The organism is Streptomyces sp. NPDC056580, from assembly GCF_042793175.1.
In the GTDB taxonomy this organism is placed as follows: Bacteria; Actinomycetota; Actinomycetes; order Streptomycetales; family Streptomycetaceae; genus Streptomyces.
In genome coordinates this window covers 177,110-198,891 of record NZ_JBHTVE010000007.1, presented here as the reverse complement: position 1 = coordinate 198,891, position 21,782 = coordinate 177,110, and the positions used below count along the sequence as shown (strand labels likewise).

Below are 21,782 nucleotides of genomic sequence, written 5' to 3'. Positions count from 1 at the left end.
CCGTGGCACCGTCCCCCGAGGAACCCGCCGCCCCCGCGACCCCGCCGGTGGCTCCCGGCCTCGCGGCCCGGGCCGAACTCGAAGCCGGACTTCTCCGGCGGCTGCGCGGCACCCGTGCCACCATCCCGGTGGTGCCGCGCCCCCGGGGGATCGCGCGGTTCCCCGCGTCGCCGGCCCAGGAGTGGGCATGGACCAGGACACGCGCCCGCCCCCGGCCGGCCCCCGTGGTGCTGGCCGGAATGCGGCTGCGCGGGCCGCTGGACACGACGGCGCTGGAGCAGGCGCTGAACGCCGTGCTGGCACGGCACGAGATCCTGCGCACGGTGCTGCGGGAGGCGGAGGACGGCCGGCTCACCCAAGTCGTCTCGCCCGCCCTGCGGCTGCGGATCCCCGTCACGGACGGGACACTCGCGGACTTCGACGCGTTGACCCGGGCCGAGGTCGACCAGCTCCCCGGCCTGGCACACGGTCCGCTGGTCCGGGCCCGGCTGTTGCGCCTCGACGCCGAGGACCACATCGTGATCGTGGTCCTCCACCACATGGTCGCGGACGCCCGGGCCACCGAGATCCTCCTCGCGGACCTCGCTGCCGCCTACCTCGCCGCCCGCGCCGGACGACCCGCGGCGCCTCCGCCGCCGCCCCTCCAGTACGCCGACTACGCCGTGTGGCAGCGGGACCGGACCAGCGACGCCCACCGGTCCCGGCGGACCGGCTACTGGACACGGCGGCTCGCCGGCGCGCTGCCCCCCGAGCTCCCGTCCGACCGGCCGCACCCGGACCTGCCTGCGGAACTCGGGGACGCCGTGGTGCTCCCGCTGCCCGGCGGGCTGCCGGCGGCGCTGCGCGCGTGCGTACGCGAGCACGGCACCACCGTGTTCGTCGGGGCCCTCACCGCGTTCCAGGTCCTCCTCGCCCGGTACACGGGGTCCCGGGACATCTCGGTCCCGGCGCCGGTGACGTTCCGGGACCGCCGTGAACTCGAGGACATGATCGGCGACTTCTCGCACCCCATGGTGTGCCGTACCGACCTCTCCGAGAGCCCGACCTTCGCCTCGCTGCTGCCACAGGTGCGGGACGCCTTCGCCCAGGACCTCCAGCACGCGGACCTGCCGCCGCATCTGCTCACCCCCCGCCTCGCGGGCCCCGACGGCGTCAGTGACCTGCTGGACGGGCTGGAGTTCGGCGCTGAGCGTGCGGCGGACGCCCAGGAGCTGGGCGGCGGGCTGTCCGCGACACCGATGCCGCCCCGCTGGCCCTACGCACTGCGGCCGCTGAGTGTGCGCCTCAGCCACCGCCCGGACGGCGGCGACCTGGTTCTCACCTACCGCAGGCGTGACTTCTCCCCGGGCCGCGCGCGGGACCTGGGCCGGGACTACCTCAGCGTGCTGGCCGCATGCCTCGACAGCCCGGGAGCCGAGGTGTTCGGGCCGCTGGCACCCGGTCTGCGGGTGCCCCCCTCGTCCGGCTGAGCCGTGGAATCCCCACGGCCGTCGGTCACCGCCGTGGCCCTGTAGGGAGAAACACGGTCTTTGATCGCTCCGCCCCGCCTTGCTATCCATGGCGAGGCGCGGAGGAGAACCCGGCCGGCACCGATGACGAGTGCCGCCACGCCCGCGGGGCGGCGTTCCGGCCGGCCCGCGCGAGATGGACCGATACCAAGGGAGCCGTCACATGCTGCAACCGCCCTCGTTCGTGGTGATCTCCGGAGCCCAGGTGCAGGCGGCGACCAGTGGCAGGGAAGAGGAGATCACCCGCATCGTGCGAGCGGCCTACGAACTGCACGGCGCCGGTCTGACCGTGAACCCGGACTCCTACTTCCTGCGCTTCCCGGACCGTCCCTCCGCACGGATCATCGCGCTGCCCGCCTCGATCGGAGGCGAGACCGACGTGCACGGCATGAAGTGGATCTCCAGCTTCCCCGAGAACGTCGCCTCCGGGCTTCCGCGCGCCTCCGCCGTGCTCATCCTGAACGACACCAGGACCGGGTATCCGTTCGCCTGCCTTGAGGCGTCCATCATCAGCGCCTCGCGCACCGCAGCGTCCGCGGCCCTCGCCGCGGTCGAACTCCGCGCGCGGCGCGAGGAGTCCGCGGACGCGGGGCGCCCGGTCCGCGTCGGCTTCTTCGGCACCGGGCTGATCGCGCGGTACGTCCACACCTATCTGGCGGGCAACGGGCTCGTCTTCGGCGAAGTGGGCGTCCACGACGCGGTCCCCGAGCACGCCGAGGGCTTCCGCGGTTACCTCGCGCGCACCGAGAAGGCGCCCGTCACCGTGCACGACTCGCCCGAAGACCTCGTCCGCGGCTCGGACCTCGTCGTCTTCGCCACGGTCGCGGGCGAGCCGCACGTCACCGACCCGAGCTGGTTCACCCACAACCCGCTGGTCCTGCACCTCTCGCTGCGTGACCTCGCCCCCGAGATCATCCTGTCGTCGTACAACGTCGTCGACGACGTCGAACACTCGATGAAGGCCAACACCTCGCTGCACCTGACCGAACAGCGCGTCGGCAACCGCGATTTCGTGGCCGGCTCGCTCTACGACGTGCTGCAGGGGAAGACCACGCCCCCCGGCGACCGGCCGGTCGTCTTCTCCCCGTTCGGTCTCGGCGTCCTCGACCTCGCCGTCGCCCGCTACGTACACGAGCGGCTCGGCGCCACGGGCGATCTCCGGACGGTCCCCGACTTCTTCCACGACCTGAACCGCTACGGCTGAGAGGCATCGACGGGCCACGTCGGCAGCCGGGAGCAGCCGCGCCTGCGCGGGACTCCGCCGGGGGAGTCCCGCGCAGGCGCAGGGCGTGGTCGTACAGCGCGGTCGGGGGAGTGAGCGCGTCGCGCTCCTCCTGGGCGCTCACCGGGTGAGGCGGGACTCGATTCGGCGCGGGGTGCGGGCGTCCAGCCTCAGACGCAGCCGGCGCGGGTGGTAGACGGTGGCCAGCGGGACCGGGCGGACGTCCATGCCGGGCTCGCAGGTGACCCGCCAGCGGCCGAGGACGGTGGCGAGCCCCAGGGTGGCCTCGGTGCGTGCGTAGAGGTCGCCGATGCACTTGCGGGCGCCGGTGCCGAACGGCACGTAGGCGTGGCGGGCCGCCGGCGCGACCCGGTCCGGCAGCCAGCGGTCGGGGTCGAACTCCGCGGGACGGACGAAGGCGTCCTCGTACTGGGCGACCGCGGCGGGGCTGAAGACGACGGTGGAACCGGCCGGCAGCCGGCGGCCCGCCAGTTCGGTCGGGGAGGCGGTCAGACGGGTGAACAGCCAGGCCGGCGGGTGCAGCCGCAGCGTCTCGGAGATGATCCGGTCGGCCAGGGAGAGGTTCGGCAGGTCGTCCCACTGCGGGGCGCGGCCGTCGAGGACGGTGTCGATCTCGTCGTAGAGCGCGGCCTCGATCTCCGGGTGCTGGGAGAGGAGGTAGAAGACCCAGGTGAGGGTGCCGGCGACGGTCTCGGTGCCGGCCGCCATCACGGTGATGACCTGGTCGTGGATCTCCTTGTCGCCGAGCCTGCCGCCGTCGTCGTCGCGGGAGGCGAGCAGTGCGGCGAGCAGGTCGTCGCGCTCGGTGTCGGAGCTGCGGTAGTCGTCGATGAACCGCTGGGTGGTCTCGTGCAGGAAGTGCAGGTTGCTCCGGTACCGGCGCTGGGAGGGCAGCGGCAGCCGGCGGATCGAGGCCGGCAGGAACATCTGCCGGAACAGGCCGTTGAGCACGACGTCGAAGGAACGTTCCACCTGGGCCGCCAGCTCGGGGCTGACCGGGGTGGAGTACAGGGTGCGGCCGACCGTGCGCAGGGCCATGCCGTACATCTCCTGGAAGGCGTCGACGACCATGCCGTCCTGCCAGCGCGACGTCGTGTCCTCGATCTCGGCCTGCATGGCCTCGGCGTACCGTTTGAGCTGGCCGCGGGTGAACGCCGACTGCATCAGCCGGCGCTGGCGGCGGTGGTCGGCGAACGGGCAGGTGACCAGGCCGTTGCCGGCGATGTCACGGGCGCGGTCGTAGAAGACGCCGCCCTTGTCGAAGAGGCGGTCGTTGGTCAGGACGTGCCGCAGCAGTTCGGGGTGGGTGGGGACGTAGGCCCTGGTGGGGCCGATCTTGATCTCGACCAGGTCGCCGTGGGCCGACAGCGAGGTCATGAAGTTCACAGGGTGACGCATCATCTGCAGGGCGTGTCCCACGACGGGCAGCGCCCCGGGCGCCGCTCCCGCCGAGAAGGTGGTCTGCTCGGTCATTCGATCCTCGACTTCCCGTCTTCACTGGTCTGTTGACAGCCGTTCCGCTGCGCCCGGGGCCGACGCCGCCAGGACGGCCACGACACGGTGGCGTGCCGCTGCCGGGCGGCGCCGCTAATGGGTGATCCGGCCCAGCTCCTCCAGGTATCCCTGGGCGCCGGCGGCGAGCGCGAACTCGGCGTCGTAGCGGCCCGAGGAGCGGTGCCAGTCGTAGGAACCGCGGATCACGGTGCGCACGGCGTCGTCGCGGTAGCGCTCCAGGGCCTCGCGCTCGGCGTCGTCGAGCCGGTAGATGTCACCCACCTGCGGCAGGCAGGACTCCAGCACGAGGTACTGCTCAAGGCGCACGCGCACCTCGCTCTGGATGTGGGCGACGCTGCGGTCCTTGGACCAGCCGTGCTCCCGGCGCAGAATCATGACCATGTTGTTCAGCTCGCCCCGGGCCTCCTCCTTCTCCAGCGACGCGATGTCGTTGAGCAGCAGATTGACGTCGACGGCGATCTGGAGCATCGCGGAGAGCACGGCGCTGTCGAAGACCCGGTGCGGTACCTCGAAGCGGCCCGCGCGCTCGGCGAGGTCGACCGTGGGCTGCACCCCGATGGTCTGCCGGCGCACGGCCAGGTACTGCGCCGCGGAGTCGTAGGGCGTGTCCCAGAAGCGGCTCTCCGCCTCGTCGACATAGCCGGCGAAGTAGCTGCGCCAGTGCCGGGCGCTGCGCGCGCACCAGGCGGGTGTCATGCCCTCCCGCGTGCGCCGCCAGATGTCGGCGAAGCCGTGGGCGATGGGCGGCGCGGTGTCGGGGAGGGGGCCGTCCAGCGCCGCCGCGACCGCGTCGGTGAGCTGTTTGGTCTCCTGCGGGTTCTCTCCGCGCGGCCCGTCGAAGAGGTCGTCGAAGAGGAAGAACCACGACATCAGGTCGACGCCCAGGTCCAGATCGGCGCCGGTGGCGTGGGGGTAGAAGCGGGAGGCCAGGTCGGCGTAGCCGCCGCGCAGGTGGCGCTCGGCCGCCGCCTCGGAGTTGATCAGTCCGAGCGAGCGCGGCCAGGCGAGCTGCTCGGCGTCGGCACGGGCGAAATCCGGGCTCTGCCGGCCCGGCAGGGGTATGTGGAAGTCGACGTCCTGGGGCATGGGGGAATCCTCGGGAGTGGGTTCGGACGGGCAGCGGGCACGGTGGCGCCCTGGTGGGGGTGCCGCGCTGATCGGGGAGTCACCGGTCACGACGGGGCGATGGGGCAGGGGAGGCGGTCCGGAGTCAGACCTCGCGGTCGACGACGAACCGTCCGAGCGCGAGGAGTTCGTCCCGCGCGCCGGCCTCCAGCTCGACGCCGCGCAGCGCGTCCTCGGCCAGCGCCATCCGCCGGCCGGCCTCGGCCAGCGCCCAGCGGCGGCCGCCGGCGTCCTCGATCAGACGGGCCACGCGCCGCAGTTCCTCCTCGTCGGGACGGTCGCGGGCGGTGAGCCAGGCGGCCAGCTCGTCGCTGAGCGGGCCCTCCTGGTTCAGCGCGTGGCTCACCGGCAGCGTCTTCTTGCGGGAGCGCAGGTCGGAGTGGACCGGTTTGCCGGTGACGGCCGGGTCGCCCCAGATGCCGAGCACGTCGTCGACGAGCTGGAAGGCGACGCCGACCTGGTCGCCGTAGAGCGCCAGCGCGTCCACCGTCGCCTCCGGCGCCCCGGCGAGGACGGCGCCGATCGCGGCGCTCGCCGACAGCAGCGCGCCGGTCTTGCCCGCGGCCATGTCGACGCACTCCTCGACCGTGACGTGCGAGCGCTGTTCGAAGGCCAGGTCCTGGACCTGGCCGCGGATCAGGTGCCGGGTGGTCCGGGCCAGCAGCCGGGCGGCGGGCGCCGCCGTCGGCAGCCCGGTGTCCAGCAGCACCTCCTGGGCGAGCGCCAGCATCGCGTCACCGGTCAGGATGGCGCTGGAGGGACCCCACAGCTTCCACACCGTGCGCCGGTGGCGGCGCTCCTCGTCGCCGTCCATCAGATCGTCGTGCACCAGGGAGAAGTTGTGCACGAGCTCCACGGCGACGGCGCCCGGCAGGGCGACCTCCGGCGCGGCGCCGACCGCCTCGGCCGACAGCAGCGCGAGCGCCGGCCGTACGGCCTTGCCGGCGTCGGCGCTGGTGGGCGCGCCCCCCGCGGTGATCCAGCCGAAGTGGTAGGCCGCCTGGTGACGCGATCGGCGGTCGAGCCGGTCGACGGCGGCGCGCAGCGCCGGGGTGATCGTGACCCGGCTGTGGCTCAGGCAGGCGGGAGCGGTGCTCATGCGGCGGCCTCCGCGCGCCAGGGACCGGCCGGGTCGTCGAAGATGCTGACGACCTGGCGCATGACGCGCCGTTCGGCCGGGTCGAAGGCCTGCTTGGCGTGCACGGTGCCGAGCTGGTCCCACACGACGAGGTCCCCGCGCTGCCAGGTGTGCGCGTAGGTGTACTGCGGCTTGCCCGCGTGCGCGAGCAGTTCGTCGAGCAGCTTGCGGCTGTCGCCGGGGGCGAGGTCCACGATCCGCTCCGTGTTCAGGGTGCTGATGTAGACCGAGCGGCGGCCGGTGCGGGGGTTGCGGGCGATGAGGGGGTGGACGGTGGAGGTGCCGTCCTCGGGCTGGATCCGCTCGGTTCCCTCGCCGAGGGTCACCTCGCGCTGGAGCTCCTCCTCGATGGTCTCCTCGTACCCGGTGCGCAGGGCGTGGCGGACCCGGAAGGAGTGCAGGCGCCGTCGCTCCTCGGGCGACAGCGACTCGTACAGGGCGTACATGTCGGTGAAGAGGGTCTCCCCGCCGCCGGAGGACGGCACTTCGACGGCCTCGAGGAAGCCGACCTGGGAGACGCGGGGACGGAAGGAGTAGTCGGTGTGCCAGCCCATCCACTCGGCGTCGCCGACGCCGATCTTGCGGCCGTCCTCCACCAGGTTGGAGACGATCAGGATCTCGTTGTGCTCGGGGTGTGCGCCCCTGGTCAGACCGGTCTTCGGGATGTGCCCGAAGCGGCGGCCGAAGGCCAGGAACTCCTCGTAGGAGGGGGTCTCGTGGCCGCGGAAGACGAGGACGAGATACGTGTCGAGCGCCGACCAGATCTCCTCCAGGTGCGTCTTGTGCATGTCGCCGGCCACCCGGGCGCCGTGCACGACCGCGCCGAGGGGAGCGCCGGGTATCGGTGTCACTTCCATGGCGTTGCCTCCTTTCGCAGAGACGGTGGGGGACGGTCAGCGCAGTTCGAGGCCCGCCAGGTCGCCGGCCTCGCGCCAGCGCCTGAGGATGTTCACGAACTCCACCGAGCCGCCGCCGTAGCTGGAGTTGAGCAGGGGCAGTCCGCCCGGGTCGCCCTCGTTGTTGTAGAGGCCGGGCGTGCAGTTCTCGAGGAAGTCGAGGTCGCCCGGCGCGAGCCGGAGGATCTCCTCCACCCATTCCTTCTCGCCGGCCTCGGAGGCCTCCACGACCCGGTGGCCGCGCTCCTCGACGCACTTGACGATGTGCGCGAGGTGCCGGGTCTGTTCGCCCAGCATGTAGGCGATGTTGACGTGCCGCCCGGCCTGGACCTTGGACAGGATGAAGCAGTTGGGGAAGCCGTGCACCTGGAGTCCGTGCAGGGTGTGCGCCCCTTCCGCCCACTTCTCCGACAGCCGCACGCCGCCGCGGCCGACGATGTCGTAGCCCGCTCGCTCGGTGTACGGCACGGCGAACTCGTGCTCGTATCCGGTGGCGAAGATCAGGCAGTCGACCGGGTACTCGCGGCCGTTCGCGACCACCCCGGCCGCAGTGAGCCGTTCGACGCCCTGCCCCTGGGTGTCGACCAGGGTCACATTGGGCCGGTTGAAGGTCTGCAGGTAGCCGTCGTGGAAGCAGGGCCGCTTGCAGTACACGCGGTAGTACGGCTTGAGGGCGGCCGCGGTCGCGGGGTCGGTGACGACGCTGTCGATGCGGGCGCGCAGCTCCTCCATCTTGCGGAAGTCCGCCCGTTCGGCGGCGAGCGCCCGCTCCTCGGGGTCGCCTCCGGTGTCGCCGGTGGGCAGGATCGCGGCGGCCAGCTCGGCCGTGGTCTGGGTCCAGCGGTCCTGCACCAGGTCCTCGTCCTGCGGGATGCCGGAGGTCAGCGCGTGGAAGTTCTCCATCCGGCGCTGCTGCCAGCCGGCATCGAGGCTGTCCGCCCAGCCGGGCGGGGTGGGCCGGTTGCCGCGGACGTCGACCGCGGCCGGGGTGCGCTGGAAGATGTACAGCCGCTCGGCCCACTCGGCGAGGTGCGGGGCGAGCTGGACGGTCGTCGAGCCGGTGCCGATGACGCCGACCTTCTTGTCCTTGAGCCCGGTCAGGCCGCCGGTGCTGTCGCCGCCGGTGTAGCCGAAGTCCCAGCGGCTGGTGTGGAAGGAGTGCCCGGCGAACGTCTCCAGGCCCGGCAGCCCGGGGAGTTTGGGGCGGTGCATCAGCCCGATCGACATGGCGACGTACCGGGCGCGGAAGAGATCCCCCCGGTCGGTGCTCACCAGCCACCTCGCGGCGGACTCGTCCCAGCGCAGCTCGGTGACGGTGGTCTGGAACAGGGCGTCGCGGTAGAGGCCGTACCGGTGGGCGATCCGCTGGAGGTGGGCGAAGATCTCGGGCCCGGTGGAGTACTTCTCGGTGGGTATGGTGCCGATCTCCTCGAGCAGCGGCATGTAGATGTAGCTCTCCACGTCGCACCGGACGCCTGGGAAGCGGTTCCAGTACCAGGTGCCGCCGACGTCGCCGGCCTCGTCGATCAGCCGGATGCGCTCCAGGCCGGTCTCCTCGCGCAATCGGGCGCCGGTCAGCAGACCGCCGATGCCGGCGCCGACGACGGCGACGTCCACCTCGTCGCTGAGCGGTTCGCGCTCCCGCCGCTCGGTGTAGGGGTCGCGCGCGTAGCGGCTGAAGTCACCGCGCGCGAACTGGTAGGTGCGGCCGACGCCGCGCTTGTCGCGCTCCTGCCGGTACTTCTCCCTCACCGCCTCCAGGTCGACGGTCAGTCTTTCGTCGTCGCGGTCGTCGCGGTCGTCGCTTTCGGCACGGGCCACAGCTCCTCCTCGGGGGAAGGGGGCGGAAGGGGAACATGACGCCATACGTCGTCGAACTGATCGCGCAGCCGCAGCGGGGCGTCGGAGTTGCTGAAGAGATAGAAGCGGTCGGAGCCGAGGGCCTCCCACACGACTCCGGCGACGTCCTCGGCGCTCACCGAGGTGTCGCCGCCCGCGCCGCGCGGGGCCATCAGGCCTTCGACCATGGGGGTGTCGACCCGCCCGGGACACAGCACCGACACCCGGATCGCGGTGCCCCGCAGATCGGCGCGCAGACTGCGGGCGACCGCGAGGTCGGCGTGCTTGGAGGCGGCGTAGGCGGCGCTGCCCGCGCCGACGACGAAGGCGGACATCGAGGCGGTGTGGACCAGATGGGCGGGCCGGCCGCGCTCCAGCAGCCGGGGTACGAAGGCGCGGGCCACCAGCACGTGCGCCCAGTGGTTCACCTCGAAGACCCGCCGCATCCGCTCCAGCGGCACTTCCCACAGGGGCTGCCCCACGGGGCCGAGGACTCCGGCGTTGTTGCACACCACGTCGATGTCGCCGAGCCGGTCGAACGCCGTGTCCGCGAGCCGCTCGACGGCGTCCGGGTCGGTCAGGTCGGCGGTCACGGCGGTGACCCGGGCGCCCCGCGCGGTTAGTTCGGCGGCCCTGCGGTGCAGTGCGCCGCCCTCGACGTCGGCCATGACGACGCCGGCGCCGGCCCGTGCGAAGCGGGCGCTGAGGGCGAGGCCGATGCCGCTGGCCGCGCCGGTCACCACGGCCGCCCTTGTCTGTGAGTGCACTTCGCTGTCTCCGCTTCCGCGCGCGGGAACGCCGAAGGACGGCGCGCCGCTTGCCGACGAGAAGGTCTGGATCAGATCGCGCCGTTCGGGGGCCGGGGTGTCACCCGGGGTCGGGGAGCTTCAGGCTGATCAGGAGGACGGTCACCGCGAAACACGCCAGCAGGACGACGACGAGCACGGCCGCCGTGACGGTCGACAGCCAACCGGACAGGGAGACGTACAGGGTCCCGCCGACGGTCGCGCCCAGCGCGGTCGCCATCTGCTGGCTGGTCACCAGCACACCGCTGCCCATGCCCGCCTGCGCCGCGGGTACGTCGGCGAGGATCATCCGGAACAGTGTCGGGCCGGTCAGCGCCGCGCCCACTCCGTAGCAGCCGATACCGACGAGCACGAGCGCCAGGGAGGGATGCGGCCAGCCCAGCCCGATCACCAGCGCCAGCAGCAGCAGGCCCGCGCACTGGACGAGGGCGCCCAGGGTGACGATCCGGCCGCCGAGAGCGGCCGCGATCCTCGGGGTGAACAGCGTCACCACGAAGAACGCCGCGGCGAACGGCACCAGCACCCCGCCGGAGGCGAGCCCGTCCAGGCCGAAGTGGCCCTGGGCGACCAGCGCGTAGACGAACAGGAAGGCGCCGAAGCCGGCCGAGAACGGCACCATCGCCGCGAGCCCTCTGCGCATGCCCGGATGGGACAGCACCGACGGGGACAGCAGCGGTGAGCCGCCCCGCGCCTCCAGCGCGCGTTCCGCCCGCACCAGCGCCAGCGCCGTCGCCGCGGCGACCACGAGCAGCGACCACAGCCACAGCGGCCAGCCCAGGTCCGGGCCCGCCACGATGACGGCCAGGAGGCAGACCATGGTGACACCGAACAGCACGGTGCCCACGGGGTCGAACCCCGGCTTGGCGTCGGCCCTGGTCGCGGGGATGCGCCGGACGGCCAGCAGCGCGGCCACGCCGATCGGCACGTTGATCGCGAAGACCGACCGCCAGCCCATCCCCGCGACGTCCAGCGAGACCAGCAGCCCGCCCAGGATCTGCCCCACGACCATGCCGAGGGCCGCGGTCGCCCCGTACATGCCGATCGCACGGGCGCGCGCCTGCCCCGCCGTGACCGCCTGGATCGTCGCCAGCACCTGGGGTACCAGCATGGCGGCCGCGGCGCCCTGCAGCAGCCGGGCCGTGACGAGGAACTCGATGGTCGGGGCGAGTCCGCACAGTGCGGAGGTGACGGTGAACGCGGCCAACCCCCAGGCGTACAGGCGCCGCCTGCCGAAGGCGTCGCCCAGACGTCCGCCCAGCACCAGGCCGACGGCGTAGGTGAGGCCGTAGCCCGACACCACCAGCTCCAGTGCGGCGGCGCCGCCGTTCAGGTCGTCGCTGATCGAGGACAGCGCCACGTTGACGATGGAGGCGTCCACGATGGACAAGGCGTATCCGGTGAGCACCACCATGAGGGCGATGCCGCTGAGCCCCGCGGCGGCCGGTGCCGTGCCGGCCCGGGACTCCTGTGCCGCGCCGGGCTCCGTCAGAGGGGGGAGACCCTCGCGTTTCGTCATGCGTTGCCTACCAGGCTTCGGTGGGGGGCGGTTGAGGCGAGTGCGGGAATGCCGACGTCACTCGGTGGTGGTGGGAGTGCCGGTGATCTTCGACATGATTCCCTTGGAGGCGTCCTTCGCGGACTCCGGCCAGGGGGTCAGGGCGTTGAACCCCCGGTGCGAGGAGGCGGGCTGGATGCGGGTGTCCATCGACATCCGCATGCCGGCCGGGTCCACCGAGACGTTCGGCAGGGACTTGTGGCACATGAAGGCGTGGAAGAGGAGCACGTCACCCGGTTCCATGGGCGAGAACAGCAGCTCCTCGTCCGCGCCGAACTCCGCGGCCGGTATGCCGCGCACGGCGTGGCCGAAGCGGCGGAAGTTCTCGGTGAGGACGTGCTCGCGCGGCCCCTTCTTGTGGCTGCCGTCGGCGATGGCGACGCCGCCTGTGCCACGGGTCGTCGGCAGCAGCGGTATCCAGGCGGTGCGGAAGTCCTTGTTCGGGCCGATGTAGAAGCCGTCCTGGTGCAGCGGCGTCAGGAAGCTCGGCTCCGCGGAGCCCGGCGCCGAGGGGTAGTAGCGGATCGTCGTCGACTTGAAGACGAAGACGGGCTCGCCGAAGACCTTCTCCCACACCTTGAGGGACGAGGGGTGGTTCCACAGGTCGTCGTACCTGACGTGGTCGTGCATCGCCACCTCGTCGACCGCCTCGTAGGACTCGATGGCGAGGGTGTCGAGCGTGGTGCCGGGGTCGGCGTGGCCGAGCGCGATCAGGCCCTGCAGCATCTGCTCGGCGGTGGTCCGCACGAGCTCACGGTCCAGGACGCCGCGCAGATAGACGTAGCCGTGCTCGTCGTAGAACCGGTCGAGGGCCTCACGGTCGTCGAGAAGAGGCGTGCAGTCGGCGTAGTCGCTGAAGGTGTCCGTCATGGTTCCTTGTCCTCGTGACGTCTGTGCGTGGGGGAGGGAGCGTCGAAGATCCGGGTGGGCGGACGGTCTCGGTCCGGCGGCGGGCGCCGTCTGCACCATGAACGGTGGACGGCGGTGCTTTCGCCGGCGCGACGTCACTCAGAAGGTGACGGGAATTTCGTCGAACCCGCCGGTGATGCGGTGCTCCTGCCAGCGCAGCGACTCCTCGGGCACCGCGAGCCGCAGGTCGGGCAGTCTGCGGAACAGCCGCTCGAACACCGCGGTCAGCTCGATCCGGGCCAGCGTGCGGCCGATGCAGTGCCGGGCGCCGTGCCCGAACGCCAGGTGCGACCTGGGCCTGACCCGGGTCAGGTCGAACCGGTCGCCGTCGGGGAACGCCCGGTCGTCGTAGTTGGCCGCGCCGATGGCCAGCATCACCGCGTCCCCGGTCCGGATCACCGTCTCGCCGACCGTGATGTCGCCGTGCGCGTAGCGGGGGATCAGCGCGTTGGACCCCTTGCCGCCGACGCCCAGGCGCAGGATCTCCTCCACCGCGGCCGGCGCGAGTTCGGGGTTCTCCACCAACTGGGCACGCTGCACGGGATTGCGCAGCAGCAGCAGGGTGCCCAGGTCGATGCGCACGATGGTGGTCTCGTAGCCGAACAGGAGCACGGCGTTGCCCAGGTGGGCGATGTCCGCGTCGGACAGCGCGCCGTCCTTCTCGGCGATCAGCTCGGACAGGATGTCGTCGCCCGGCTCGACCCTCTTGCGTGCCACGAGTTCCAGCATGTAGTCGACGACCTGCTGGAAGGTGTTCGCCGAGTGCTCGTTGTCGCTCTGGTCGAACGTTCCCCTCGCCCACTGCCCGAACCGCTCCCGGTCGGCCAACGGCACGCCGAGCAGGTCGCAGACCACCATGGTCGGCAACGGGAACGACAGCACGCGGTGCAGGTCGACCGGCGGGGCGCTGGCGGCCAACTGGTCGAGCAGGTCGTCGACATGGTGCTCGATCCGCGTCTTCATCAGGCGCAACCGGCGCGTGGAGAACCGGGGTATGAGCAGCGAGCGCATCTGCGCGTGCCTGGCGGGCTCGGTCTCGTGGTCGTCCCCGGCCATCAACGCGACCATGAAGGCCCTGGCGGCGCTCTTGGCGGACGGCTGAGTGTTGGGATTGCTGAGACGGAGCCGGCGGTCGGCGAGCAGGGTCCGTACCTCGTCGTAGCGCGTGACCAGCCAGGCGTCTTCACCGGCGGTCCCCACCCGGGCGATCGGCCCCTCCTTCTGCAGTGCGAGCATCTGGGGGGCGATGCCCATTATGTCTGGGTTGTCGAACGGTAACCTCGGAAGATCCGTCATGTGGTCCGTCCTCGTGGCGTCGTGCGTGGGGTTCGTCGGGCATCCGGGCACGACGACGGCGTTCGCGGCGTCGGCGTGCGCTGCGCGCCGGTTCACGGGCGCGCCGAAACGGCGGCCGCCGTCGGGGCGGCCGACCGTTGCTGACGTGCGGGTGGTGCAGACGCCGGGTCGGCGAGGAACTACAGGGACGACCCGATGAGCGTCGCCAGGTCGATGAGGCGGTTGGAGTAACCCCACTCGTTGTCGTACCAGCCGACGACCTTGACCTGCGGGCCGGACACCCGGGTGAGCCCGGCGTCGAAGACGCAGGAAGCCGGGTCGCCCACGATGTCGGTGCTCACCAGCGGCGCGTCCACGTAGGACAGCAATCCCTTGTACGGTCCCGAGGCCGCAGCCGCGTACGCCTCCTTCACCTCCTCCACCGAGGTGCCGCGGCGGGTGGTGACCGTGAGGTCGGTCACCGAGCCGGTGGGGACGGGCACCCGCAGGGCGAAGGCGTCCAGCCGGCCCGCGAGTTCCGGCAGGACGAGACCGATGGCCTTGGCGGCGCCGCTGGAGGTGGGCACGATGTTCAGGGCCGCGGCCCGGGCCCGGCGCAGGTCCTTGTGCGGGGCGTCCTGGAGGTTCTGGTCCTGCGTGTAGGCGTGGACCGTGGTCATCATGCCGGTGTCGATGCCGACGGCGTCGTGCAGCACCTTGGCCAGTACGCCGAGGCAGTTGGTGGTGCAGGAGGCGTTGGAGATGATGGTGTGGCGCTCGGGATCGTAGTCGCCGTCGTTGACGCCCAGCACCACCGTGAAGTCCTCACCGCTGGCCGGGGCGGCGATGATGACCTTCTTCGCTCCGCCGTCGACGTGCGAGCGCGCCTTCGCTGCGTCGGTGAAGATGCCGGTGGACTCGATCACGATGTCGACTCCCAGGTCGCCCCACGGCAGGGCGCCGGGGTCGCGCTCGGCGAGGACCTTGATCGTCCGGTCGCCGACGCGGATCGCGCCCGGCTCGGCGGTGACCTCCTCGGGGAAGCGTCCGAGGATCGAGTCATAGGCGAGCAGGTGGGCCATCGTGGGCACGTCGCCCAGGTCGTTGACGGCGACGATCTCCAGCTCCGAGGACCGCGCGGCCGCCGCCCGGAAGACGTTGCGGCCGATGCGCCCGAAGCCGTTGATGCCGATTCGCACAGTCATTTGGTGTGTTCCTCACCTAGCGCTCTACAAATCCGTTGACGCGCCGTTGCGCCGAGGTGCAAAGCGGGCCGTTCGCCTGGACGCGGCGTCCGGCACGCAATCGATCAGGAGCTTATATAAGTCTGCGATACATTTCCAGGGTGACTCCTACTCAGCGTGCCGACCAGAACACCGACTTGGACGTGGGTGACCTCACCAGGGCGATCGAGAACTTCAACCGCTACTACATCCGGCTTCCCGCGGTGCAGAAGCTGTCGTTCACGACTCTGTCCGTGCTGGACACACTGGCCCTCAGCGGTCCGAAGCGGCTCACCGAACTCGCCAGGACCGAGCAGATCAGCCAGCCGGGGCTCACCCAGCTGGTCACCCGGCTCGAGCGTGACGACCTGGTCCGGCGCCACCCCGACCCGGCCGACGGACGCGCCGTCCTCGTCCACATCACGGACAGCGGCCGGAAGATCGGCCAGTCCCGGCGCGAGGACCGGGGCCGTCACCTGACCCCCCTGATCGCCCAGCTGACGCCCGCCGAACGACAGGCCATCGCCGCGGCCCTGCCCGCCCTCACCCGCCTGGCCGAACTCGGAGCCGAAGCCGCACGGTAGGCGCCGTGCGCCAGCGCCGGGGTCACTCCGGGGCCCTGCCGCTCGCCTCCGCCGCGGCCTGACCTCCGGTCACCGTCTCCGACGCGCGGGGTGCGCTCGAAGGCCCTGCCGCATGTCGTGGTGCCGGGTGCCGGGTGCCGGGTGCCGGGTGCCGCGTGCCGGGTGCGGGCCTGCCGGCCCACGAGCCCATGCGGTCGTGCGCACGTGCCCGGCTCAGCGCGGGCGGGTCGTCACGGCAGGATCGCGATGCCGGCGTCAGTCATGGCGTCCGCGTCGACCGTCGTGACGTCCGCGCCAGGGGCGGCCCGGCCCAGCGCGGCGGCCGGCTCGTCCGCCTCGGCCCTCGTGCGCTCGTGCGGTCGGACTGGGTGCCCACACGCCACTGCCCGGGTCCCTGTCCCGCGGGCACGTCCCACGCACCGACGACGGCGACGATCACGAGCTGCTCCTCGATGGACGTCCCCTGCCTTCCGCCCTCACACCCGCGGACGGCCACTGCCACCGATGGGGTGTCCGACTACTCTCCCCTCGGGCCCTTCGGGGGCCGGGAGGAGAGGGGGACGGTATGGAGCCGGCGGAACTCCGTCGCGCCGTCGAGGCGGCACGGGCGATCGCTTCGGAGCTGGACCTCCAGGCCGACGATGTGATCGTCGTCCACAACTCGGACCGCGTCGCGCTGCGGCTGGCCCCTTGCGGCGTTCTGGCCCGGGTCGCTCCTGCGGGGCGGCTGGCCGAGTCCGAGTTCGAGGCAGAGGTCGCTCGCCGGCTCGCCGACGTCGACGCCCCGGTGGCCGAGCTCGCGCCTCGGGCCGGCTCCCGAGTCCAGGTGCGCGATGCCTTCGCCATCTCGTTGTGGACCTACTACGAGCCCGTGGGGTCCGGGATCGCACCGGCCGACTACGCGGGCGTGCTCATGCGGCACCATGCCGCCCTGCGTCGGATCGAGCTGGCCGTACCGCGTTTCACCGATCGGATCGCCAGGGCGTTGAGAGAGGTGAACGACCGGGATCAGACCCCCGAGCTGCCCGACTCACACCGGCGACTCCTCAGCGACACACTCGGTGAACTGGGCGCCGCGGTCGGCGTCGAGAGGGCCGGCGACCAGTTGCTGCACGGCGAGCCGCATCCGGGCAACGTCCTCAGCACGAGGAGAGGGCCACTGCTCGTGGATCTCGGCACGTGCTGCCGCGGGCCCGTCGAGTTCGACCTCGCCCATGCGCCCGAGGAGGCGGCAGAGCACTACGCGGGAGCCGACCACGACCTGATCCAGCGGTGCCGCGCCCTGAACTGGGCGATGTTCTCCGCCTGGCGCTGGCGCCGTGACGACCAGATGCCCGACCGGGAGCGCTGGAGAGCGGAGGGGCTCGACCGGCTGCGTGCCGCGCTCGACCGCTGCGGACCGGGCTGAGCGGGCCGGGGTGCGGACGCGGCGCTCCTTCTCCTGGATCTCTCCGCACGCTGGAAGGCCGCCGTTGTGATTCCCTGCAACGAGGGAGCACCCGGGTGCGGGAGAGAAGAGCGCCCTCGGGATTCCCGGACGCCGATACACCCGCACGGACGCGCGCACCGGCGCGCACGGGCCGAGAATCGAGGGAAAATGCCCACGTACAAGGTCGGGTACATCATCGGCAGCCTCGCCGGCGCATCGATCAACCGGACACTGTCCAAGGCCCTCATCAGGGTGGCCCCGCCCGAACTGGAGTTCACCGAGATCCCGATCCGGGATCTGCCGCTCTACAGCTACGACTACGACAGCGACTATCCCCCGGAGGGCAGGGCGCTCAAGGAAGCCATCGCCGCCTCCGACGCCATCCTGTTCGTGACTCCGGAATACAACCGTTCGATTCCCGGCGGACTCAAGAACGCCATCGACTGGGCCAGCCGCCCCTGGGGGGACAATTCCTTCACGCACAAACCGTCCGCCGTGATCGGGGCCTCTCCAGGCGCCATCGGGACCGCCGTGGCCCAGCAGAGTCTGCGCAGCGTCCTCAGCTACTGCAACTCGCCCCAGATGAGTGCTCCCGAGGCGTACATCAGATTCATCCCCGAGGTGTTCGGGCAGGACGGCGAGGTCACCGACAGCAGGACGGAGGGCTTCCTGCGGACCTTCATGGAGGAGTACCGGAACCACATCGTCCGAGTCCTCACGGTGCTGCCGCCCAGAAGCTGAGCCCTTCACCATCACCCGGCGCAGGAGAACGCACATGACAGGTCCCCTCGCAGTCCTCTTCGACATCGACGAGACGCTGGTGCACACCGGAGGGGCGGGAAGGCGCAGTTGGGCCCGGGCCTTCGATCAGTTGCACGGCGTGCCCGCCGACATCGGAGAGCACACGTCGGCGGGCGAGACCGACCCGCAGGTCGGACGGGAGACGTTTCGCGCGGTGCTGGGACGCGACCCCAGCCACGACGAGATGATGCGGCTCTACAGCGCCTACCTCTGGCACCTGTCCGAGGAGATCTGGTCGTCCGAGACCTACCGCGTCCTGGACGGCGCCGAGGACACCTTGCGCCGGCTCGGCCGCACGGGCGCCATCCTCGGCGTGGTGTCGGGCGCGATGGAGGGCGCGGCAAGGCTCAAGATGGAACCGGGCAGGCTCGGCCGCTACTTCGTCTTCGGCGCCTACGGATCGGACTCTCCCGACCGGGAGGAGGTGACACGCCTGGCCGTCGCGAAGGCCGCACGACTGCACGGACGCGCCCTCGCGAGAACCGAGGTGTACGTCGTGGGGGACACCCCACGCGACATCGAGGCGGCGCACGCCGCGGACGCCACCGCCGTCGCGGTCGCCAGCGGCCACTACACCGCGGACCAGCTGCGCACGGCAGAGGCCGACCACGTGCTGGCGTCACTGACGGATCCGTTCCCCGGCTCGTGACCCTAGGCGTCCGGGGCGCTCGCCTTCCCGGTCCGCCCGCGGGCACGTCCGCTCAGGACGCCGCCCCGACGGCGATGGCCCGCCGGGCGGCCTCGCGCAGGACGCCGACGCTGTCCTCCAGTGCCCGGGACTCCTGCGGTGTCATCGCGGGTTCGTGCATCTGCTGGACGCCGCCCGCGCCCAGAACGCTGGACAGGGACAGTGTGACGTCCCGGGCGGGGGAGTAGGCCGCGACGGGCAGCACCGCCCGTTCGTCCCGCAGGACGGCGTCGACGAGCCGGGCGGAGACCGCGCCGATCCCGTACTGGCTCGCGCCGGTGCCCTCGATGATCGTGATGTTGGCGTAGCGGATGGCATCCTCGATCTCCGCGCGTACGCGATCGACCGGCCGGCCGTCCTGTTCCAGCAGGTCGGTGACCGGGATGCCGCCGACGCTCGCGGAGGACCACAACAGCACCTCGGAGGTGCCGTGCTCGCCGACCACCAGGGCCTGCACGTCCCGCGGCCGGACCTGGAGACGGTCCGCGAGATGGACGCGGAATCGCAGGCTGTCGATGAGGGTGCCGGTGGAGAACACCCGGTCGTGCCCGGCCAGACGCCGGGTGAGGTCGGCCAGCGGATCGGGCGGGTCGGTGACGACCATGAGCACCGCCTGCGGCACGACCTCGACCACCCGGGGAACGATGTCGGCGAAGACCTCGGCGTTGGTCTCCAGCAGTCGCAGACGCCCCTTCGCGTCGGACCGGTCGGTGGCGCCGCCGGCCTTCTCGTTGACTCCTGCGGTGATCACGACGACTGCGGCACCGGCGAGGTCCTGGTAGCCGCCCGAGCGCAGTTCGACCGTCGGCGACAAGGGGGCCGCGTACCGCAGATCGGCGGCCACGCCGTCCGCGCGGGCGGTGTTCCGGTCGATCAGCAGGATCTCCCTGCAGACGCCACCGCGTTCGACGAGGGACAGCGCCGTGGCCGACCCGACGGCGCCCACCCCCACGATGCCGATCTTCATGCCCGAACCTCCGGTCGCAGGGCAGGCCCGCTCCGCCGAGCACGCGGATCCCGGTACAGAGCGCCTTGCGCCCACCGGTTACAGCGTGGTCCCGGCGGCCCTGAGCGGCATCTCGGAAGGCCGCCGTCCTGCCAGGCCGCGACCGCCTGGTTCCGTGTGCCGGGGCGCCGTGGCGTCTGCTCGTCGGGCCCTGCCGACGGTGGCACTGTGGGATACGTGACTACTGAGGAGAACTCGGCGGGCATGTGGAGGCTTCGGCGGTCGAGCCGGCTGTTGCTGCTGATTCCCGTCGTGCTCATCGTGGTGATCACGGCAGTCGACCAACTGGTCCCCGAGGACATCCATCTCGGCCCGCTCCTGGTCATGGCCCCCGCTGTGACCGCCTCCTTCGCCGGAGCGTGGCTCACCGGTCTGATCGGCTCGCTGGCCGTGGCGGCGCAGGCGTACATCGGCTGGCACTTCGGTGTGCTGACCTCGCGCAACGTGCTGGTCCAGATCCTCGCCCTGGTGCTGCTCTCGGCCCTGAGCGTCTTCTTCTGCAGGGTGCGCGAGCGACGCCAGCGCCAGCTGGCCCAGGTACGGTCGGTCGCGGAGGCCGCGCAGCACGGGCTGCTGTGGCCGCTGCCCGAACGCATGGGGCCCGTGCAGATCGCCTGCCTGTACCTGGCCGCCGAGGACGAGGCGCAGATCGGCGGCGACCTGTACGCGGCCACGCGCCTCACGGGCGGCGTGCGCATCATGATCGGGGACGTCCGGGGCAAGGGGCTGTCGGCGATCGGTGAGGCCGCTCTCCTCATGGGGGCCTTCCGCGAGGCCGCCCACCGGCACGCCACGCTCCCGGACCTGGCGGCCACCCTGGGGCACAGCGTGAGCCGGTACCTGGCCGACTTCGAGCCGGCCACTGAGGCCGGCGAGCGTTTCGCGACCGCCCTGCTGCTGGAGCTCCCCGACGACGACCACACCATCCGGATGATCAGCTGCGGGCATCCCCCTCCGCTGCTGTTCAGCCCGGTCGGCGGCATCACGGTCCCCAGCCTGCACCCGGCGCCGCCCCTGGGCGTCGCCGAGACGGGGCCGGACGCCTACGCCATCGACATGGCCCCCTTCGAGCAGGGCGACACCCTCCTGCTCTACACGGACGGCGTCATCGAAGCCCGCGACCGCGACGGCCGCTTCTACCCCCTGGAGGCGCGGGTCGCCCAGTGGAACAGGACCGGCCCCGAATCGCTGCTCCACCACATCCACCGCGACCTGCTCTCCCACACCCGCGGTCACCTCAACGACGACGCCGCTCTCGTCGCCCTGCACCGCCACCCGGACGACCACGAGCACCGCCGCCACGGCCGCCGCATGTAGGGCGGTCCGCAGCAGTTCGGCGCATGCCTGGCGCTGCGGGGTCTCCTCCGGCAGCGCCCGCACGAAGGCGTCGAAAGAGGCACGCGGGCCGCTCACCGGCCCGCGCTCCCCGGCGGCCGTCCGCGCGTCGCGCGGCAACTCGGTCAGCTCGGAGAAGCCCTCATCGGCTCGCGCACCCGCGCCATCACCTCACTCCCGTAGCGGTGAGCTCGATGAGGTGCCGTGCTGTGCCGGCGGGATCGACGATCTGGTGCAGGTGTGCGCCGGGCAGGTGCGCCACGCGCCAGCCGCGCTCGTCCGCCTGGCCGGCGAGGTCGTCGTACGGGGGGCCGAACAGCAAGTAGGAGCAAGGATGGTCGTCCCAGCCCTCGGGCACGGGGATGTGCTGCTCGTAGTAGGACAGCGGCAGGCGCGGCTGCTCCTCGACGACTGTCCGCCGCATCGCCGGATCGCTGAACATGGGCGCGACGTCCGCCTCGTCCCACCAGTCGGTCCAGCGCGGCAGCCTGCCGTCCACCGCCATCGGGCGGAGGAACTCCAGGAAGTCGGGCGTGGCGACAGGTGTCGAACCCGCCCGGGCCGGCAGCGCGGCGTCGACGAAGACGGAGCTGACCACCGGATGGTCCAGACCCGCACGGACCGCCGGTAGAAACAGGCCGGCGTTGCTGTGCGCCACCAGCGCGACGGGACTGCCGGCCGGGACCTGCCGGAGGTCGTCGCGGACGGCGTCGGCGACACGCGGCCAGAAGGGGGGAGCGCCGGCGGCGATGTGCAGCAGGGACGGGACCCGCACCTGGTATCCGGCCGTCGTCAGGTGTTCGGCCACAGGGTGCCAGGTCGAGGGGCCCACGGACGGACTGTGCACGAGAACGAAGATCGGCTGCATGGAAGGATCCTGACGCCGACGCCATGGGAGACGCCACCG

General features: G+C 71.8%; 19 protein-coding genes. 7 read left to right on the top strand and 12 right to left on the bottom strand.

What is annotated here, in order from left to right:
• Positions 1-2 precede the first annotated feature (2 nt).
• On the top strand, positions 3-1,469 hold the full coding sequence (locus ACFQ9Z_RS17405) for a condensation domain-containing protein (protein WP_383017751.1): 1,467 nt from the start codon (positions 3-5) through the stop codon (positions 1,467-1,469).
• A gap of 202 nt (positions 1,470-1,671) precedes the next feature.
• Positions 1,672-2,712, top strand: coding sequence for a 2,3-diaminopropionate biosynthesis protein SbnB (gene sbnB, locus ACFQ9Z_RS17400; RefSeq protein WP_281294190.1), 1,041 nt, complete (start codon positions 1,672-1,674; stop codon positions 2,710-2,712).
• A gap of 138 nt (positions 2,713-2,850) precedes the next feature.
• Here sbnB and ptlI read toward each other — a convergent pair whose 3' ends face one another.
• The 10 genes from ptlI to gap all read right to left on the bottom strand — a co-directional run bounded on the left by ptlI (position 2,851) and on the right by gap (position 15,014).
• Positions 2,851-4,224 carry a pentalenene oxygenase gene (gene ptlI, locus ACFQ9Z_RS17395; protein WP_383017748.1) on the bottom strand — a complete coding sequence of 458 codons (1,374 nt, stop codon included), beginning with the start codon at positions 4,222-4,224 and terminating at the stop codon, positions 2,851-2,853.
• Positions 4,225-4,338: 114 nt separating this feature from the next.
• Positions 4,339-5,352: a pentalenene synthase gene (gene ptlA / locus ACFQ9Z_RS17390; RefSeq protein ID WP_383017745.1), complete on the bottom strand. Its 1,014-nt coding sequence runs from the start codon at positions 5,350-5,352 to the stop codon at positions 4,339-4,341.
• A gap of 124 nt (positions 5,353-5,476) precedes the next feature.
• Positions 5,477-6,490 carry a polyprenyl synthetase family protein gene (locus ACFQ9Z_RS17385; RefSeq protein WP_383017742.1) on the bottom strand — a complete coding sequence of 338 codons (1,014 nt, stop codon included), beginning with the start codon at positions 6,488-6,490 and terminating at the stop codon, positions 5,477-5,479.
• Positions 6,487-7,386 (bottom strand): neopentalenolactone/pentalenolactone F synthase, encoded by a 900-nt coding sequence (ptlD, locus tag ACFQ9Z_RS17380; protein WP_383017740.1) that lies wholly within the window; start codon positions 7,384-7,386, stop codon positions 6,487-6,489. Before ptlD ends, ACFQ9Z_RS17385 begins: the two co-directional genes overlap by 4 nt.
• Positions 7,387-7,422: 36 nt before the next feature.
• The gene (ptlE, locus tag ACFQ9Z_RS17375) at positions 7,423-9,177 is read right to left on the bottom strand and encodes a neopentalenolactone/pentalenolactone D synthase (protein ID WP_383018441.1); all 1,755 of its coding nucleotides are present in this window, start codon (positions 9,175-9,177) and stop codon (positions 7,423-7,425) included.
• 17 nt (positions 9,178-9,194) lie between these two features.
• Entirely contained in the window at positions 9,195-10,031 is an 837-nt protein-coding gene (gene ptlF / locus ACFQ9Z_RS17370) for a 1-deoxy-11-beta-hydroxypentalenate dehydrogenase (protein WP_383017737.1), read from the bottom strand.
• Between the two features lie 100 nt (positions 10,032-10,131).
• Positions 10,132-11,586, bottom strand: a complete 1,455-nt coding sequence (locus ACFQ9Z_RS17365; RefSeq protein WP_383017734.1) for an MFS transporter — start codon at positions 11,584-11,586, stop codon at positions 10,132-10,134.
• A gap of 57 nt (positions 11,587-11,643) precedes the next feature.
• Positions 11,644-12,495 carry a 1-deoxypentalenic acid 11-beta-hydroxylase gene (gene ptlH / locus ACFQ9Z_RS17360; protein WP_383017731.1) on the bottom strand — a complete coding sequence of 284 codons (852 nt, stop codon included), beginning with the start codon at positions 12,493-12,495 and terminating at the stop codon, positions 11,644-11,646.
• Between the two features lie 138 nt (positions 12,496-12,633).
• Positions 12,634-13,830: a pentalenolactone synthase gene (gene penM, locus ACFQ9Z_RS17355; RefSeq protein ID WP_383017728.1), complete on the bottom strand. Its 1,197-nt coding sequence runs from the start codon at positions 13,828-13,830 to the stop codon at positions 12,634-12,636.
• A gap of 179 nt (positions 13,831-14,009) precedes the next feature.
• Complete coding sequence (gene gap / locus ACFQ9Z_RS17350) at positions 14,010-15,014, bottom strand: type I glyceraldehyde-3-phosphate dehydrogenase (RefSeq protein ID WP_383017724.1); 1,005 nt, start codon at positions 15,012-15,014, stop codon at positions 14,010-14,012.
• A gap of 140 nt (positions 15,015-15,154) precedes the next feature.
• Here gap and ACFQ9Z_RS17345 point away from each other — a divergent pair, with 140 nt between their 5' ends.
• The 4 genes from ACFQ9Z_RS17345 (at position 15,155) to ACFQ9Z_RS17330 (ending at position 18,495) form a co-directional block, all read left to right on the top strand.
• A complete protein-coding gene (locus ACFQ9Z_RS17345; RefSeq protein ID WP_383017721.1) occupies positions 15,155-15,616 on the top strand; it encodes a MarR family winged helix-turn-helix transcriptional regulator in 462 nt (153 codons plus the stop codon).
• A 565-nt stretch (positions 15,617-16,181) separates the two neighbouring features.
• Complete coding sequence (locus tag ACFQ9Z_RS17340; protein ID WP_383017718.1) at positions 16,182-17,024, top strand: phosphotransferase; 843 nt, start codon at positions 16,182-16,184, stop codon at positions 17,022-17,024.
• Between the two features lie 189 nt (positions 17,025-17,213).
• Positions 17,214-17,786 (top strand): NADPH-dependent FMN reductase, encoded by a 573-nt coding sequence (locus ACFQ9Z_RS17335; protein WP_383017715.1) that lies wholly within the window; start codon positions 17,214-17,216, stop codon positions 17,784-17,786.
• 34 nt (positions 17,787-17,820) lie between these two features.
• Complete coding sequence (locus ACFQ9Z_RS17330; protein WP_383017712.1) at positions 17,821-18,495, top strand: HAD family hydrolase; 675 nt, start codon at positions 17,821-17,823, stop codon at positions 18,493-18,495.
• A 52-nt stretch (positions 18,496-18,547) separates the two neighbouring features.
• Here the strand turns inward: ACFQ9Z_RS17330 and ACFQ9Z_RS17325 are convergent, their stop codons facing one another.
• Positions 18,548-19,501 (bottom strand): hypothetical protein, encoded by a 954-nt coding sequence (locus ACFQ9Z_RS17325; RefSeq protein WP_383017709.1) that lies wholly within the window; start codon positions 19,499-19,501, stop codon positions 18,548-18,550.
• Between the two features lie 243 nt (positions 19,502-19,744).
• Here ACFQ9Z_RS17325 and ACFQ9Z_RS17320 point away from each other — a divergent pair, with 243 nt between their 5' ends.
• Complete coding sequence (locus ACFQ9Z_RS17320; RefSeq protein ID WP_383018438.1) at positions 19,745-20,857, top strand: PP2C family protein-serine/threonine phosphatase; 1,113 nt, start codon at positions 19,745-19,747, stop codon at positions 20,855-20,857.
• A 184-nt stretch (positions 20,858-21,041) separates the two neighbouring features.
• Here ACFQ9Z_RS17320 and ACFQ9Z_RS17315 read toward each other — a convergent pair whose 3' ends face one another.
• Entirely contained in the window at positions 21,042-21,743 is a 702-nt protein-coding gene (locus tag ACFQ9Z_RS17315) for an alpha/beta hydrolase (protein WP_383017706.1), read from the bottom strand.
• Positions 21,744-21,782: the final 39 nt, after the last annotated feature.